The sequence below is a fragment of the Lentzea sp. NBC_00516 genome (assembly GCF_036346835.1).
Taxonomy (GTDB): domain Bacteria; phylum Actinomycetota; class Actinomycetes; order Mycobacteriales; family Pseudonocardiaceae; genus Lentzea; species Lentzea sokolovensis.
On the sequence record NZ_CP107840.1, the window covers coordinates 3,252,255 to 3,267,259 of the forward strand.

The 15,005-nt window shown below is 69.3% G+C and carries 15 protein-coding genes; 8 read left to right on the forward strand and 7 right to left on the reverse strand.

Annotation, left to right across the window (positions count from 1 at the left end):
* Window positions 1-198 precede the first annotated feature (198 nt).
* Together OG205_RS14510 and OG205_RS14515 are read left to right on the forward strand one after the other, a co-directional pair.
* On the forward strand, window positions 199-384 hold the full coding sequence (locus OG205_RS14510) for a hypothetical protein (protein ID WP_330276758.1): 186 nt from the start codon (window positions 199-201) through the stop codon (window positions 382-384).
* Complete coding sequence (locus tag OG205_RS14515; RefSeq protein ID WP_330276759.1) at window positions 381-1,895, forward strand: hypothetical protein; 1,515 nt, start codon at window positions 381-383, stop codon at window positions 1,893-1,895. The genes OG205_RS14510 and OG205_RS14515 overlap by 4 nt, the downstream gene beginning before the upstream one ends.
* On the opposite strand, the gene OG205_RS14520 is transcribed toward OG205_RS14515, so the two are convergent.
* Window positions 1,892-2,737, reverse strand: coding sequence for an alpha/beta hydrolase (locus OG205_RS14520; RefSeq protein WP_330276760.1), 846 nt, complete (start codon window positions 2,735-2,737; stop codon window positions 1,892-1,894). The genes OG205_RS14515 and OG205_RS14520 overlap by 4 nt on opposite strands.
* A gap of 101 nt (window positions 2,738-2,838) precedes the next feature.
* On the opposite strand from OG205_RS14520, the gene OG205_RS14525 reads away from it, so the two are divergent.
* Window positions 2,839-3,681: a helix-turn-helix domain-containing protein gene (locus tag OG205_RS14525; protein WP_330276761.1), complete on the forward strand. Its 843-nt coding sequence runs from the start codon at window positions 2,839-2,841 to the stop codon at window positions 3,679-3,681.
* Here OG205_RS14525 and OG205_RS14530 read toward each other — a convergent pair.
* From OG205_RS14530 to OG205_RS14540, 3 genes are all read right to left on the reverse strand, one after another.
* The gene (locus tag OG205_RS14530) at window positions 3,663-4,622 is read right to left on the reverse strand and encodes a zinc metalloprotease (protein WP_330276762.1); all 960 of its coding nucleotides are present in this window, start codon (window positions 4,620-4,622) and stop codon (window positions 3,663-3,665) included. The two genes, OG205_RS14525 and OG205_RS14530, sit on opposite strands and share 19 nt — an antisense overlap.
* A gap of 68 nt (window positions 4,623-4,690) precedes the next feature.
* The gene (locus OG205_RS14535; RefSeq protein ID WP_330276763.1) at window positions 4,691-5,794 is read right to left on the reverse strand and encodes a winged helix DNA-binding domain-containing protein; all 1,104 of its coding nucleotides are present in this window, start codon (window positions 5,792-5,794) and stop codon (window positions 4,691-4,693) included.
* Window positions 5,795-5,809: 15 nt separating this feature from the next.
* On the reverse strand, window positions 5,810-7,786 hold the full coding sequence (locus OG205_RS14540; RefSeq protein ID WP_330276764.1) for an MMPL family transporter: 1,977 nt from the start codon (window positions 7,784-7,786) through the stop codon (window positions 5,810-5,812).
* A 55-nt stretch (window positions 7,787-7,841) separates the two neighbouring features.
* Between OG205_RS14540 and OG205_RS14545 the strand changes: the two genes are divergently transcribed.
* Window positions 7,842-8,285 carry a MarR family winged helix-turn-helix transcriptional regulator gene (locus OG205_RS14545; RefSeq protein ID WP_330276765.1) on the forward strand — a complete coding sequence of 148 codons (444 nt, stop codon included), beginning with the start codon at window positions 7,842-7,844 and terminating at the stop codon, window positions 8,283-8,285.
* On the opposite strand, the gene OG205_RS14550 is transcribed toward OG205_RS14545, so the two are convergent.
* Entirely contained in the window at window positions 8,278-8,871 is a 594-nt protein-coding gene (locus tag OG205_RS14550; protein WP_330276766.1) for a maleylpyruvate isomerase family mycothiol-dependent enzyme, read from the reverse strand. The two genes, OG205_RS14545 and OG205_RS14550, sit on opposite strands and share 8 nt — an antisense overlap.
* Window positions 8,872-9,004: 133 nt before the next feature.
* Here OG205_RS14550 and OG205_RS14555 point away from each other — a divergent pair, with 133 nt between their 5' ends.
* From OG205_RS14555 to OG205_RS14570, 4 genes are read left to right on the forward strand one after another with little or no spacing between them, the layout of a single operon-like run.
* On the forward strand, window positions 9,005-11,056 hold the full coding sequence (locus tag OG205_RS14555) for a HelD family protein (protein ID WP_330276767.1): 2,052 nt from the start codon (window positions 9,005-9,007) through the stop codon (window positions 11,054-11,056).
* Complete coding sequence (locus OG205_RS14560; RefSeq protein ID WP_330276768.1) at window positions 11,053-11,991, forward strand: RNA polymerase subunit sigma-70; 939 nt, start codon at window positions 11,053-11,055, stop codon at window positions 11,989-11,991. The genes OG205_RS14555 and OG205_RS14560 overlap by 4 nt, the downstream gene beginning before the upstream one ends.
* A gap of 9 nt (window positions 11,992-12,000) precedes the next feature.
* Entirely contained in the window at window positions 12,001-12,354 is a 354-nt protein-coding gene (locus tag OG205_RS14565) for a VOC family protein (RefSeq protein WP_330276769.1), read from the forward strand.
* 9 nt (window positions 12,355-12,363) lie between these two features.
* Window positions 12,364-12,930 carry a GNAT family N-acetyltransferase gene (locus tag OG205_RS14570; protein WP_330276770.1) on the forward strand — a complete coding sequence of 189 codons (567 nt, stop codon included), beginning with the start codon at window positions 12,364-12,366 and terminating at the stop codon, window positions 12,928-12,930.
* Between the two features lie 36 nt (window positions 12,931-12,966).
* On the opposite strand, the gene OG205_RS14575 is transcribed toward OG205_RS14570, so the two are convergent.
* Both OG205_RS14575 and OG205_RS14580 read right to left on the reverse strand, forming a co-directional pair.
* Entirely contained in the window at window positions 12,967-13,512 is a 546-nt protein-coding gene (locus OG205_RS14575) for a hypothetical protein (RefSeq protein ID WP_330276771.1), read from the reverse strand.
* 123 nt (window positions 13,513-13,635) lie between these two features.
* Window positions 13,636-14,970, reverse strand: a complete 1,335-nt coding sequence (locus OG205_RS14580; protein ID WP_330276772.1) for a ferredoxin reductase family protein — start codon at window positions 14,968-14,970, stop codon at window positions 13,636-13,638.
* Between the last annotated feature and the right edge of the window lie 35 nt (window positions 14,971-15,005).

A 15,005-nucleotide genomic window follows, 5' to 3' on the forward strand; every position in this document is an offset into this window, starting at 1 on the left:
GATAGGGCCTGTGGCGGTCACGATGTGTGAGAACGTCAATGCCATGACGCTGCGACGACCTGGCTCAGGTGCTGCGTTCCAGAGGCCGTGAGGTGGTGCGCGCGTCCGTGGACGACTTCCACCACCCGCGCGCGATTCGCTGGCAGCGCGGGCGGACGTCGCCGGCGGGCGAACCACGACCTGGAGACCGACGGGTACGTGGACGCACCGGCCGAGGTCGCGTCGCCGTCCGCGCTCCTGCTGGTGGACGGCATCTTCCTGCACCGCGACGAGCTCGTGCGGCACTGGGACTTCTCGGTGTTCCTGGACGTCGGCTTCGCGGTGTCGGTGGCGCGGGCGAGGCTGCTGATCGACCACCGGGACGTGATATCCACTCGCGCGTGATCAACCCTGTGAGCCGCGGCGAGACGTGGCACCGCCCTGCCAGGAGCGGCCATCCGGATCCCTTGAAGATGCTGGGGTACGTCTGGCCTGTCGTCGAGGAGTTGCGGAGCAAGCCTCGCGAGGACTGGCCGAGTCCGGACGCGTTGACGGAAGCCCTGGTGGAGCTGGCGGAGTGGTTCGAGGAGTGCGGCTGGGACGACTTCGCGTTGCGGACGCACCACGAGGTGCTGGAGTTCCGCCGGGAGGCCGGTGACGCCGAGAAGCTGCGGTGCGTCCTGACGTTGATGCGCGACAACCTCATGCGGCAGGAGCGGTATGAGGAGGCGCTGGAGGTCACCCAGGAGGAACTGCCGCTGGCGCTGCGTCTGGCCGTGCCGGGCCACAGCAGCACGGGGATCGCCAACACGGCGAGGTACTGGGTCACCAACCTCCTCGGCAGGCTCGGCAGGCACATCGAATCCGCCGAGAACGCCCGTCAGGCAGTCGCCGAGCTGGACGGCCAGGAACTGGTGCCGCACCGGCTGCCGGGCTACGACCTCGCGCACGCATGGCTGGAGTACGCGCATCGCCTCGCGGCGATCGGCGACTACGAGCAGGCGGCGGAGTTGACCGCGCTCAACGCGGCGTTCTGGCGGCACCGCGGTCCGGGACGGAACATCAACGGCCACGGCGCTTTCGAGGAGCTCGGCCTCCTGCAGGTGCGCCTGGGCCGGTTCGAGGAGGCACGCGTGTCCGCAGACGAGGCCGTGGCCGTTCTGCGGGAGCACGCGGAGGACGAGGGCGACCGGCAGTCGCTCGACGACCTCGCCGGAGGACTCCACAACCACGCCAACCGCCTGCTCGACCTGGGTTTTTTCGCCGAGGCGGTGGAGGCCGCCCAGGAGTCGGCCGACCGCTACCGCGAGTTGCTCGCGGCGACCGAACGCCGTGCCATGGTCATGAGGGCGGAGCTGCGGCTCTCGGTCGCGCTCGTCAGTCTGGGCAGCAGGCTGCACGACGCCGGCAGGCTCGACGAGTCGCTGGCCGCCAGCGACGAGGCCATCTCCCTCGCGACCAAGCACGACGACCGCGAGCTCGGCCGCCAGACGCTCGCGCGTGCGTGGAACAACCGGGCGAGCCTCCTGATCACGCGCCGCTCGTACGCCGAAGCCGCGGAGGCGGCCGCGAAGAGCGTCGAGCTGAACCAGACGGCGGACGGCAAGGCCATGGCGCGCAACACCTTCGCGCTGGCCTCGGCGCACGCGGGTGAGCTCGACACCGCGCTGGAGGCGTCAATGCGGGCGGTCACCCACTACCGGGACCAGCACGCCGGCGACCCGTACGAGTACGGCTACCTGCTGGCCGACGCCCTCTCAGACCACGCGCTGATCCGCGTCCTGCGTTCCGAACGTGCGGAGGCCGGGGCGGCGATCACCGAATCCCTTGCGATGTACGAGGAACTCGTCGCGCACAACCCCGGCCGCTACCGGCGCGAACTGGACCGGGCCCGGTCGGTCGCCGCCCGGATCTAGAGGGTCTTCGCGAAGAACTCGGTCACCCGCTCGACGACCTGGGGCACGTACCTGTCGTACAGGTCGACGTGCGTCGCGCCGTCGACCCAGTGGAACTCCTTGGGGCCGCCCGCTTTCTGGTACGCCTCCACGCTCATCCACGACGTGACCGCCTCGCGCCCGGCCACCAGCAGCAACGGCCGCGGCGCGATCAGGTCGACGGCGCGCAACGCGTCGAAGGCGGCGATCCGGCCGACGCTGCTCCACGTCACCGTCTTCGCCGAGCGCGGGTGCTCGCCGCGTGGCGTGCAGTAGTACTCCCAGCCCTCGTACGAGTGCGGGCCACCGGCGCGGGCCTGCTCGGCGGTCTCCGGGAACAGCGTGAAGCCGCCGTCCCGCACCTGGTCCAGCATTCCCTGCAGCACGGCGGGATCCTGGGTGCCGTCGGCGCCGAACCGGAACTGGCGGGCGATGTCGGCCAGGCTGACGGTGGCGATCGCCTTGATCCGGTGGTCGGTCCCGGCGGCCGCCACCCCGTACCCACCGGACGCGCAGATGCCGAGCACGCCCACGCGTTCGTCCTCCTCGCTGAGGAACTTCGCGGCGGCACGGATGTCCTCGACCCGTTGGAACGGGTCCTCCAGGCCGCGCGGCTCTCCCGCGCTCTCGCCCTGGTAGGCGGCGTCGAACGCCAACGCCAGAAAGCCCTGCTCAGCGAGCTGCTGCGCGTACAGTCCCGCCGTCTGCTCCTTGACGCCGGTGCCGGGGTGCCCGACGACGATCGCTCCACGCGGAGCGCCTTCCGGCCGGTGGAGGTGGCCGGCGATCTCGAGTCCGTTGCTGGGGAAGGTCACGTTGTCCATGTCCACCACGGTCGTCCCGCGAGACCGGCGCAACCAGGGACGACCCAGCCTATGCACACCAGTACCAGGCACACGTCCCCGGAAACACGGACACTGGAGGCATGACCGACCTGGGCGACTTCCTCCGCACCCGCCGTGCCGCGGCCGACCCGCGACGCGCGGGCTTCCCCGACGACGGCAGGACCCGCCGCGTCCCGGGGCTGCGCCGCGAGGAACTGGCCCAGCTCGCGCACGTGAGCGTCGACTACGTCGTCCGGCTGGAACAGGGCCGCACCAACCGGGTGTCCCGCACCGTCCTCGACGCACTGGCCGACGCGCTCCAGCTGGCCGCGGACGAACGCGACTACCTGTTCACGCTCGCCGATGTCGCCCCGGCCAGGCAGGACGCCGCTCCCGAGGTCGCCGGGCGGTTGCAGCAGTTGCTGGACGGCATGCCGGACATCCCGGCGATGGTCCTGCACCGCCGCATGGACGTTCTCGCCTGGAACAGCGCGGCGTCCGCGCTTCTGACGGACTTCGGCGCACTGCCCGCGCCGGAACGCAACCTGATCCGGCTGACGTTCCTCGACCCGGCGTTCCGCGCTCTGTACGGCGACTGGGAACGTTCGGCGCAGGAATGTGTTGCGGTGCTTCGGATGGAGGCGGGCCGCACCCCGCACGATCGCGCGCTCGCGTCCCTCGTCGGCGAACTGAGCGTGAAGGACCTGGACTTCCGCACGTGGTGGGCGACGCATCAGGTGCGCGGGCCACGTCAGCTCGTGAAGACCTACCACCACCCGGTGGCGGGCACGCTGACCCTCGACGTGCAGCAGTTCACTGTGGACACTCATCCGGATCAACTGCTCGTCGCCTACACGGCGGCGAACGACGCGTCACGGGAGGGCCTGCGCTTCCTTTTGCTGTCGGCGCAAGCCCTCCCGTCAGATCACTTGCCGGCGCGGTAGGCCGTCCAGGCGCTCTGCATGCGGGTGTTCTGACCAGGGGTGAACTGGTTGTAGCAGTCGTCGAAGGAGTAGTCCATGTAGTTGTGGATCGGGTCCAGGCCCGTCCGCGAGCAGGAGTCGCGGCCTTCCGGGCAGCCCGAGGTGGAGCTGGTCTGCGCCGGGGTGTCCGCGACCTCGTCGTTGGTCGCGGTGCAGCCGCCCTGGAAGGTGTGCCAGAGGCCCATCCAGTGGCCGACCTCGTGCGTCACGGTCTTGCCGAGGTTGAAGTTGACCTCGGAACCGCCGGGGACGGTGGCGTAGTCGACGACGACGCCGTCCATCTTCGGGTCGCCCTTGTACCAGCTCGGGAACGTCGCGAAACCGAAGCCGTCGATGTCGGCGAACCAGATGTTGAGCGTCGCGGCCGTGCCGACGCGGGTCTGGGTCTTCATCTGACGCTCGGTCGTGGCGTTGTCCGCGCCGCCGTTGAACCACGTGTTGTTCGTGTAGCGCTTGGTCTGCTGCAGCACGAACTTGAAGCCCGTCTTCGCCGCCGCGCCCGACTCCACGCCCGCGAAGCCGTCGTTGAGGACCTTGAGCTGCTTGGTGAGGGTGGCGTCGGTGATCGCGCCCTTGCCCGCCGAGGTGGTCACGACGTGGAACACCACGTTGATCGTGCCGCCCGCCAGCGCGCTGAACTCGCCGAGCGTGTTGTTCTTGGCGATCTTCGCACGCAGGTCCGCGTTCATCTGGGCGGCCTGGGCGTCGGAGATCTCGTTGCGGTCGTGGCCGGTGCTACCGGGCCTGCCACGCGCAGCCGAGTGCTCGTCAGCGTGCGTGTCGACGCACTCGGTCGAGCCGACGGCGGTCGCGGCGGGGGTGCCGCCGAGCAGGGTGATCGCGCCGGCCGCGAGCATTGCGGCGGCGAACGCCGGCAGCACGCGCTTTCTGGTGAGAGACATTGAGCTTTCCTCCATGCAGGGTGGAGGAATAGTGACTCACGGACGGTCCTTTGTGGATCTTGACGTATTCACACAGTACGAACGTCGTGGGCCGGAAGGCCGCTCCACCACCGTGTGTAACGTTTGTACACCTGCGGTTCGCGATCACCGAGGAGCTTGCGCAGTGCCGCGGCCTCTTCTGCCAGTCCGGCCCATTGTTCCTCGTCAAGGGCGTGGAACGCGGTCGCTTCAACGCCTCCGTCCTCGGTGGGACGCCACACTCCGGCCACGTGGCCGTCGACGAGAAGTGTCGGCAGCGTGTCACCGTTGTTACGAATGACGAGCTTGCGATATTCGTTCGGAATGATCCGGCTCCGGTCGGCGTAGGCGAGCAACGTGCTGTCCCACATGGCCATCAGCCGTGGCGGTGCCGGGGTGTCTTCGTCCGGGATTGTCCGATTCGGAATGTCGTAGTGGTCGCCGTGCTTCGCCAGGTCCAGCAACGCCAGCGCTTCCCGGATCGTGGTGCGCGGCAGCATGCTGAACTGGTTCATGTCGAGGACGGTCGCGGGCCCGAACCCGGTGAGGTAGCGGCGCAGCATCTCCGCGACGGCCGCCATCCGTTCGCGGGGCTCGGCCGCCACGGCCAGATAGGACGGCCGCAGCCCGAACGACCACGGCCCGCCCGTCGGCGCGTGCACGAGACCGCCGTAGGTCCGCAGCGCCCACCAGACGCCGGGCTCACCGACGTCGCCGACGTGCGAGTGCAGCAGTTCCTCGATCTCCGCCTTCTGCCGGGGCGTCGCCGCGAACTCCAGCAGGTGCTCCAGCAGCGCGTCGGCCTGTTCGATCGTCACGTCCATGGACTTGAACCGCTTGTCGTACAGCCGAGATGCCCTCAGGGCGGGCAGCATCGCATGGTGGAACACCTCGTGGTCCGCGGCCGTGACGGCGTGCAGGGTGATCCGCATGAGCGATGCCTTGCGGACCACCCCGCTCGTGAACGCCTCGTCCAGATCGGCGGGGTCGAAGCCCTCGATCCGGTTCCACAGCGCGATGTACGGCGACGCGGGTTCCTGCGCCTGGATCGCCACGACCCGGTCCACGGCCGTCAGCAGGTCAACCGGTTCGCGCCGCAGCAGCATCTGCCGGTCGAGCGTGGCGCGGTTGAGCTGACGTGCCGTGAAGGTCATGCCGGGAATCCTGACTCACCGCAGCTTCGACGGCCACCAGATTCGCCCGCCGATGTCGACCGACAGCGCCGGCACGAGCAACGACCGCACCAGCAACGTGTCCAGCAGGACGCCGAACGCCACGATGAACGCGATCTGCGTCAGGAACAGGATCGGCAGCACGGCCAGCGCCGCGAACGTGGCCGCCAGCACCACACCCGCCGACGTGATCACGCCACCGGTCAGGCTGAGACCTCTGAGCGTGCCCTCGACCGTGCCGAGCTGCTGAGTCTCCTCGCGGACGCGGGTCATCAGGAAGATGTTGTAGTCGATGCCCAGCGCCACGAGGAACACGAACCCGAACAACGGCACCACGGGATCGGCGCCGGGGAAGTCGAAGACGTGGTTGAACACCAGCGCCGACACGCCCATCGTGGCCGCGAACGACAGCACGACGGTCGAGATCAGCAGCAACGGCGCCAGCAACGACCGCAGCAGCAGGGCCAGGATCAGGAAGATCACGAGCAGCACGATCGGGATGATCAGCGCCCGGTCGTGCTCGGACGTCGTCCTGGTGTCGAGCAACGTCGCCGTAGGCCCGCCCACCTTCGTCCCGTCGATGCCGTCCACGGCCGCACGAAGCCGTTGCACGGTCTCGACCGCGGCGTCGGAGTCCGGCGCGTCCTTCAGCGTGGCCTCGATGCGCACGAGCCCGTCGGCGGTTCCGGAGGGCCGCACGTCCGCGACACCGTCCACCTTGGACTTCTGCACGACCTCGGCGGTGCTGCTCTCGGCGGTGATGATCACGGTCGGCGAGCCGGTGCCACCGGGGAAGTGCCGTGACAGCACCTCTTGTCCCGCAACGGATTCGACCGGCGTCAGGAACACGTCGGACTGCGCGGTACCGGACGCCTTGAGCTGCGGCAGGAACGCGGCGCCCGCGAGCAGCACGAGCGACGTGACGATCCAGATCGCGCGAGGCTTGCGGCGCACCAGGTTGGCGACGCGGCCCCAGAGTCCGCTCGTCTCGGGGTGCTTCGAGCCGAACTTCGGTGCGAACGGCCAGAAAGCGCCACGTCCGAGCAGTGCCAGCGTCGCGGGCAGGAACGTCATCGTGGTCAGCAGCGCGGCGCCGATGCCGATGGCGGCGACCGGGCCGAGGCCCTTGTTCGAGTCGAGGTCGCTGAACAGCAGGCACAGCACGCCCAGGATGACCGTGCCGGCCGAGGCCGCGATGGGTTCGATCGTGCCGCGCCAGGCCGTGCGGATGGACTCGTACTTGTCCTGCGTGTCACGCAGTTGCTCGCGGAACCTCGACACCAGCAGCAACGCGTAGTCCGTCGCGGCGCCGAAGACCAGGATCGAGAGAATGCCCTGGCTTTGGCCGTTCAACGCCAGCACGTCGTTCTTCGCGAGCAGGTACACGACGAAGCTGGCCAGGCCGAGTGCGAACACCGCCGACACCAGCACGACGAGCGGCAGCAACGGACTTCGGTAGACCACCAGCAGGATCAGCGCGACCACGGCGCCCGCGACGATCAGCAGCAGCCCGTCGATCCCGCCGAACGCCTCGACGAGGTCCGCTACCTGCGCGGCCGGGCCCGTGACCAGCACCGTCAGCCCTTGCGGAGCGCTCCGCGTGCCGTCTCGGAGCTCGAAGACCGAGTCCTTGACGTCCTTCGCCGGATCGAGCAGCACGACGACCTGCGCGGCCTGGTTGTCCGTGGGCGAGGGGATGACGGGGGACGCCTGGAATCCCTTGACCTGGTCGCCGAGGTAGCGCTTGTCCTCTTCGGTCAGTCCGCCGGACCGTTCGATCACGACGATCGCCGGGATCGCGGTCTCGCGCTGGAACTTCTTCTGCAGCTCGGCGACCTGGGTGGACTCGGCGGAGTTGGGCAGGAACGCACTGCTGTCGTTCTCCGCGACCTCCGACAGCTTGCCCGCGTACGGCCCGGTGAAGCCGCCCAGGGCCAACCAGACGACGAGCAGTACCCCGGCGAGGACTCGCATCACGCATTCCTTCGATCGTCGAACGTTTCGATGGCCGAAACAGTAAGCTGTGTCCGTGAGCGACGCAAGTGACTACGACCTGGGCATGATGCTGCGCGCTTTGGTGATGGAGTCGAACCGATTCCTGGAGATCTTCAGCGCCGCGCACGCCCTGCACCCGACAGACATGACGGCGCTGCACCTCATCATGACGGCTCCCCTGACACCCGGCACGCTGGCCAAGGCACTGAACCTGAGCGCGTCGGCCACGACGTCCGTGCTGGACCGGCTGGAGAAGGCCGGTCATGTGACGCGCGAGCGCGACCCGGACGACCGTCGCCGGGTCGAACTCCAGGTGCTCGACCGGGCGACGGCGCTGGCGGCGGCGTTCTTCCAGCCGCTGGCCCGCGAGTACGCGGCGGTCTGGGACGAGATGAGCGACGCGGACCGTCAGGTCGTCGCCCGTTTCCTGGTGGCGACGACCGAGGCGACGACCCGCGTGCGCAAGGCGGTCAGCTGAGCCTTCCCGGCGGCAGCGTGCGCCCGCAGACCAGCAGCAACAGGTCCTGGGCCAGTCCTCTGACCGGCTTTCCCCCACCGAACGTCCAGTCCATGTCGGTGGCCTCGAGGCGTTTGCCGTCGAGGTCCGCGCCGAAGTACTTGACGTTGCTCGGTTTCATGCCGTCCAGGACGATCTTCAACCGTTCGTGCGGGACTTCGCGGTCGATGCCCAGCGCGGTCGTGATGTCGAGGCCGTGGATGACGTCGTGCGAGAGCGCGCCCGCGGGACCGCTGCCAGGTGGCGTCCACGGGTGGTCGATGTTGCTCTTCAGCACGGCGAGCAGTTCACCGCTCGTGCACGCTTCGGCGTCCTTGCGGGCCATGCGGTCGGACGCGTGGTTGAAGCGGCCGGCCGACTTCAGGATCTCCAGGATCACTCGCTTGCCCGAGGAGCGGAACGGCAGTGTCGTGTGCGCGACGACGTGCTTCACCGTCCAGCCCTCGCACAGGCTGGGCGCGTTCCACTGTTCCTCGGTGAGGCCGCTCAGAAGTGCGGCCTGATCACGTCGTTCCGCCGCCACCGCGGCGCGGATGTCTTCCGTCATGTCCTGATGTACGAGCCGGCGGGCGAGAACTCATCGGTGTCGGCTGAACGCGCCGGCGAAGACAAGACTGTTTCTTCGCGGATCCGCCGCGCACCATCGTCGTCACCAATCATCGAACCGCGGGGAGTTCTGGGTGCCGGCCAGCAACGAGACCGATCGGGAACTCGCCGCGGAGCAGGAGCACGTGACCGCTCTGCACGCCAGGCTGGACGTCCTGCGCGAGCAGGCCCGGCGGTCCTCGTCCGGGGAGGCGGCGGCGGTGTGGCGGGCGGAGCTGGCTCGCCTGGACGCCGCCGAGGACGGACTGTGCTTCGGGCGGCTGGACCTGCGGGACGGGCGGCGCGTCCACATCGGGCGGCTGGGAATGTTCGAGGACGACGAGCCGTTGCTCCTCGACTGGCGCGCACCGGCCGCCCAGCCGTTCTACACCGCGACCATAGCCACCCCACAGGGCGTGCGACGGCGACGGCGCATCACGACCAGGGGCCGGACGGTCCTCGCACTGGACGACGACCTGCTCGATCCGGACTCCCCCGAGCAGGGCGCCCTGGTCGGTGAGGCCGCGTTGCTGGCGGCGCTGACGGCGCTGACGGCGGAGCGCACCGGGCGGATGCGCGACATCGTGACCACGCTGCAGGCCGAGCAGGACCACGTCGTCCGCGACGGGCACGCCGGGGTGCTGGTCGTGCAGGGTGGTCCGGGGACGGGCAAGACGGCGGTCGCGCTGCACCGGCTGGCCTACCTGCTCTACACGCGGCCGCACCTGCGCACACGGGGTGTGCTGATCGTCGGTCCCAGCGAGGTCTTCCTGGAGTACGTCGGGCAGGTGCTGCCAGGCCTCGGCGAGCACGCCGTGGTGACCGCGACCATCGCCCTGCTCCGGCCGGACGTCCACGTCAGCCGCACAGACCCGCCCGAGATCGCCGCGGCCAAGGGAAGCGCCGACCAGGCCCTCCTGATCGCCGCCGCGGTGCGGGCACGGGTGCGCGTTCCCGACGAGCCGGTCGAGGTGGAGTTCGAGCAACAGGTGGTGCGACTGGATCCGGCCGAGTGCCGCCGCGCCCTGAAACTGGCCTTCCGCAGCGGGTTGCCGCACAACCAGGCCCGGCTGGTGTTCGAGCGGCGGATCATCGGCCTGCTCTCCCAGCGCCTGATCGACCAGATGGAGAACGTGGTGTTCACCGACGACGGCGAGGCCCTCGACGGCGGGGACGCCGACGGCCGGCTCAGCACGGCCGAACTGGCCGCGCTCGCCGCCGCCGGTGTGGTGCTCGGCCACGACGAGGATCCCGACGGCCCCAGGCGACTGCTCGACGAGGTCGACGCAGCCCGGCTGGGCGGCGCGTTGTCGGCCGACGCCTCGGTGCGCCGCGTGCTGGACGAACTGTGGCCGCCACTGACCGCACGGCAGGTGGTGACCGACCTGTTCGGCGACACGAACGGACACTGGAGTGCGGAGGACGTCCCGCTGCTGGACGAGGCGGCCGCGCTGGTCGGCGAGGGGACCGGAGTGACGTTCGGGCACGTCGTCGTCGACGAGGCGCAGGAACTGTCCGCGATGGCCTGGCGGATGGTGATGCGGCGGTGCCCCAGCAGGTCGATGACCGTCGTGGGCGACCTCGCCCAGACCAGCGATCCGGCCGGTGTCTCGTCCTGGGATCACGCGCTGAGGCCTCATGTGGACGATCGCTGGCGGCTGGCGCAGCTCACCGTCAACTACCGGACTCCCGCGGAGATCATGGATGCCACCGCCGACCTGTTCGCCGCGCACCACCTGGGGCTGCTGCCGCCACGATCCGCCCGCACCGCCGGTGAATCACCCTGGCGCCGGCACACCACGCTCGCGGAACTGCCCCATGTCGTCGCCGGCATCGCCACCAGGCACACCGACGGCCAGTTGGCGATCATCACCCCGCTCCCCCACCTCGCGTCGCTCGAAGCGGCTCTGCACCTCGCCACACCATCCGCGATCACCGATCCGGTCGTCGTGCTGACACCCGTCCAGGCCAAAGGACTGGAGTTCGACTCCGTGCTGATCGTCGACCCGGCCACGATCCTCGCCGCCCCGTTGGGGCACAACGATCTCTACGTCGCCATGACGCGGGCCACCCGCCGGTTGGGGATCGTCCACCCCGGCCCGGTACCGCACGAACTGGCGCGGATCCGCGTAGGGTCCTCCGCGTGATCGAGACGCTGGAGCCGTTCCGGGTCGAGCTGACCGGCTACTGCTACCGCATGCTCGGCTCCGGCTTCGAGGCCGAGGACGCCGCGCAGGAAACACTCGTGCGCGCATGGAAGGCGTACGACAGCTACGACTCCTCGCGCGCGTCGCTGCGCACCTGGCTCTACCGCATCGCCACGAACATCTGCATCGACATGCAGCGCAGCGCCCAGCGGCGCGCCCTGTCCATCGGCCTCGGACCAGCGGGCGGGGACATCGGCGCACCTATGTCGGAGAGGGTGTTCGTGCAGCCCGTGCCGGACGCGCTGGTGCTGCCGGAGGACCAGGCGATTCGCCGCGAGACCGTCCGGCTGGCGTTCGTGGCCGCGTTGCAGCACCTGCCGCCGCGTCAGCGCGCCGTGCTGATCCTGCGTGATGTGCTGGCGTGGCAGGCTTCCGAGGTCGCCTCGCTGCTGGACATCTCGGTGGCGGCGGCGAACAGCGCATTGCAACGGGCGCGGGCGACGTTGCCGGTCGTCGATGCCGGTGAGCCGTTCGCTCCTTCCGATCCCGTGCAGAAGTCGCTGCTGAGCCGGTACTGCGAGGCGTTCGAGCGGCATGACGTGAAGACTTTGGTGGCTTTGCTGCACGAGGACGCGACGATGTCTATGCCGCCGTTCAGCTGGTGGCTGCGCGGGCGTGGGCCGATCTCGGTGGCGTTGAGCGATCCCGGGGCTGCGTGTGCCGGCGCGTGGCTGGTGCCGGTGCGGGCCAACGGGTCGCCCGCGTACTGGCAGATGCGGCCGGGGATGGACCGGCCGTTCGGGCTGGTGTTCCTCGACGTTCGGGGTGGGCTGGTCACCGGGTCCACGACGTTCCTGAACGTGGAGGAGTTGCTGCCTTTGTTCGGTTCACCGATGAGTTCCGGGCCGTCGTCCCGTATCCCTGTGGACGACTAGGAGGATTTCATGGCCATCCAGCCCATCATCGTGACACCGGACCTGGACCGGGTACAGGCGTTCTACGAGCAGGTTCTCGGTGCGTGCGAGGTGCATTCGTACCCGCCGGACGGTCCGGTGTTCTACCGGACGCTGAAGATCGGCGACTCGGAACTCGGGCTCGTCTCCGAGCCCGCCGACCTGTCCGCGCCGCCGCGCATCGCGCTGAGCATCGGCGTGGCCGACGTCGACGCACTGCTGCCGCTGGTCGAGGGCGCGGGCGGCCGCGTGCTGGGTCCCCCGAACGACATGCCTTGGGGGCAACGTGTGGCGCACGTGTTCGACCCGGACGGAAACCCGGTCAACCTGACCCAGGAGCTCTAGTCTGGGCCCATGATCCGGATCGTGCCGTCGGACGAGGTGCCGTGGGAGGACGTCGAGGCGATCTTCGACGGCTCCGAGCCCGGCAAGTGCCACTGCCAGCGGTACAAGGTGAAGGGCTGGATGTGGCGCGACTCGACGCTCGACGAGCGCGTCGCCGCGCACGAGGAGCAGTCCGCGCGGGGCAGCGGCCTGGTGGCCTATGTGGACGATCAGCCCGCCGGGTGGGTGGCGGTCGAGCCGCGGTGTGACTACGCGAAGCTGCTCGGCATGCCCATTCCGTGGAAGGGGCGCGCCGAGGACAAGGACGACGACGGCGTGTGGGCCGTGACGTGTTTCGTGGTGCGCAAGGGGTTCCGCAGGCAGGGGCTCACCTACGAGCTGGCGGCGGCGACCGTGGAGCATGCGCGCGAGCACGGGGCTCGGGCCGTCGAGGCTTATCCGATGATCGCCGCGCCTGGGCAGAACGTCACGTGGGGCGAGATGCACGTCGGTGCGCGGCAGGTGTTCGAGGAGGCCGGGTTCGTCCAGGTGACGCACCCGACGAAGCGGCGGTTCGTGATGAGGGTGGACCTCTGATGCGGTTCGCGAGATCGTCATCCGGACTTCCTTCAGCTAGACAGCACCGACGAGGTCGCGGCGCTGGCCCTTGACTGGCTGGGCTGACTTGCGGATCCTGCCCCACGGCTTGAACACGGACAGGACGTAGGCGAACAGCAGCAGCGTCGGCGCGACGACGACCGGGTGCAGGATGCCGCTCGGGATCACCGCGGCCGGGTCGCCCGCCAGCATCCGTTCGCCGATCCGCGCGGCCTCGGCGACGCCGGGACGCAGGGCGAACGCGATGAGCAAGGACATGCCGACGTTCAGCACGAGCTTGATCGCGACCCACCAGTACCTGAACAGGCCGTACTTGCTGCCGACGCCGAGCACTACGCCGGAGATCATGCAGACGACGCTGGCGCCGAACATCGGCCAGATCGCGAAGAGGTCGACCGCCTGGATCGCGACGCCCGCGGTGCCGGCGTCCTCAGTGGACAGTGCGATCACGACGAGGATCCCCAGTGCGAGGTCGATGCCGAGCCACGCCGCCGCCGACAGGACGTGCACGAGCAGCACGGCCTTGCGGGCGCGGCCGCTGAGCTTGCGGGTGGTAGCCATTGCTCTCCCTCTCTCGTGGTGTCGAGATCCATGCTCGTCACCAGGAGGGGGCGCATCATCCGCTCACGTTCTGATCTCGCATACGTCAGATTGCGTACGCGAGGTCAGAACGTGAGCGGATCGTCAGGCCAGGCCGAACTTCTCGGCGTGGACTTGGGCGTTCGGCACGTTCAGCGCCCGGAGTCCGCTCAGCACGGCCGCGGTCATCGCGGGCGGACCGCAGACGTACACGTCGCGAGCCACGACGTCGGGTACCAGTTGCTGCAGTGCACCCGGTTCGAACGGCCGGGCGCCCTGGCCGGTCCGGCCGGTGAGCAGGTGCAGCCGGCCACGGCGAGCGGCGACGAGTTGGCGCAACTCGTTCAGCAGCACGGCTTCGCGCTCGTCGCGCACCCGGTAGAGCACGACGAAGTCGCCGGGGACGTGCTCCTGCAGCAGAGCCCTGATGGGGGTGACGCCCACGCCGCCCGCGATCAGCAGCACGCCCGGCCGGGTTCGGTGCAGTGAGGTGAACGCCCCGTACGGGCCTTCGACGAACACGCGCGTCCCCGGCCTCAGGTCGCGCAGGCCCGCGCTGCCCTTGCCGACGGCCTTGGCGGTCAGTCGCAGCGTGCGGCCATCGGGCTCGGCCGACAGCGAGAACGGGTTCGCCAGCCACCAGTGGCGGTGTCCGGGGAACCGCCAGATGCAGAACTGGCCGGACTTGGCGGCCAGCCGGTCGAGGCCTTGTCCGGTCACGTACACCGACACCGCGTCGCGCGACTCCGGCACCACGGCCGCGACTCGGAACTGGTGGCGGGAGTTGAGGATCAGCGGCGTCACGATCCGCCCGGCGACCAGCGAACCGAAGGCGAACAGCCACAGCGCCCACCAGTAGACCATCGCGAAGACCGACGACTTGAACGTCGTGGTCTCCAGCAACTGGTGCACGAACGCGAGCCCCAGCGCCACGTACAGCAGCAGGTGCAGGCCGTGCCAGGTCTCGTACTGCAGCCGCCGCCGGATCGCGCGCGTCGAGACGACCCCGATCACCACGATGATCGTGGCGGCGAGCATCCCCAGCAACGAAGCGGGAACGCCCGCCAGAGCGAGGAACGTCTTCGTCATCGGCGCGTCGTCCAGGGTCGCGTACCCGAGGACGACGATCGTGGCGTGCGTGAGCACCGTCCACAGCAGCGTGAAGCCGACCCACCGGTGCCACACCGTCAATCGGTCCATGCCGATGCGCCGGTCCAGCCACGGCAGCCGGGCGACCAGCAGCAACTGGAACATCATGATCAGCGCGGCGTGCAGGCCGAAGAACTTGGCGACGGTGAGAACCTCGTTCTTGCCCGTGCCCGCGGTCAGGAACAGGAACTCGACGATCGCCACGTTCACGACGACGAACGTCCACAGCGCCAGCCGCGCCTGGAGGACCGGAGCCAAGCCACTGCGGCGGATGCGCGAGCTCGTCGTCACCTGGGGGCCACCTCTCACGGCTATGTGAAGCCGGG

Bases quoted from the DNA above. Each gene is read 5' to 3' on its own strand.
- OG205_RS14525 (WP_330276761.1), top strand. From the start codon at position 2,839: ATGACCGACCTGGGCGACTTCCTCCGCACCCGCCGTGCCGCGGCCGAC.
- OG205_RS14520 (WP_330276760.1), bottom strand. From the start codon at position 2,737: ATGGACAACGTGACCTTCCCCAGCAACGGACTCGAGATCGCCGGCCAC.
- OG205_RS14570 (WP_330276770.1), top strand. From the start codon at position 12,364: ATGATCCGGATCGTGCCGTCGGACGAGGTGCCGTGGGAGGACGTCGAG.
- OG205_RS14550 (WP_330276766.1), bottom strand. From the start codon at position 8,871: ATGACGGAAGACATCCGCGCCGCGGTGGCGGCGGAACGACGTGATCAG.
- OG205_RS14575 (WP_330276771.1), bottom strand. From the start codon at position 13,512: ATGGCTACCACCCGCAAGCTCAGCGGCCGCGCCCGCAAGGCCGTGCTG.
- OG205_RS14535 (WP_330276763.1), bottom strand. From the start codon at position 5,794: ATGACCTTCACGGCACGTCAGCTCAACCGCGCCACGCTCGACCGGCAG.
- OG205_RS14530 (WP_330276762.1), bottom strand. From the start codon at position 4,622: ATGTCTCTCACCAGAAAGCGCGTGCTGCCGGCGTTCGCCGCCGCAATG.
- OG205_RS14565 (WP_330276769.1), top strand. From the start codon at position 12,001: ATGGCCATCCAGCCCATCATCGTGACACCGGACCTGGACCGGGTACAG.
- OG205_RS14540 (WP_330276764.1), bottom strand. From the start codon at position 7,786: ATGCGAGTCCTCGCCGGGGTACTGCTCGTCGTCTGGTTGGCCCTGGGC.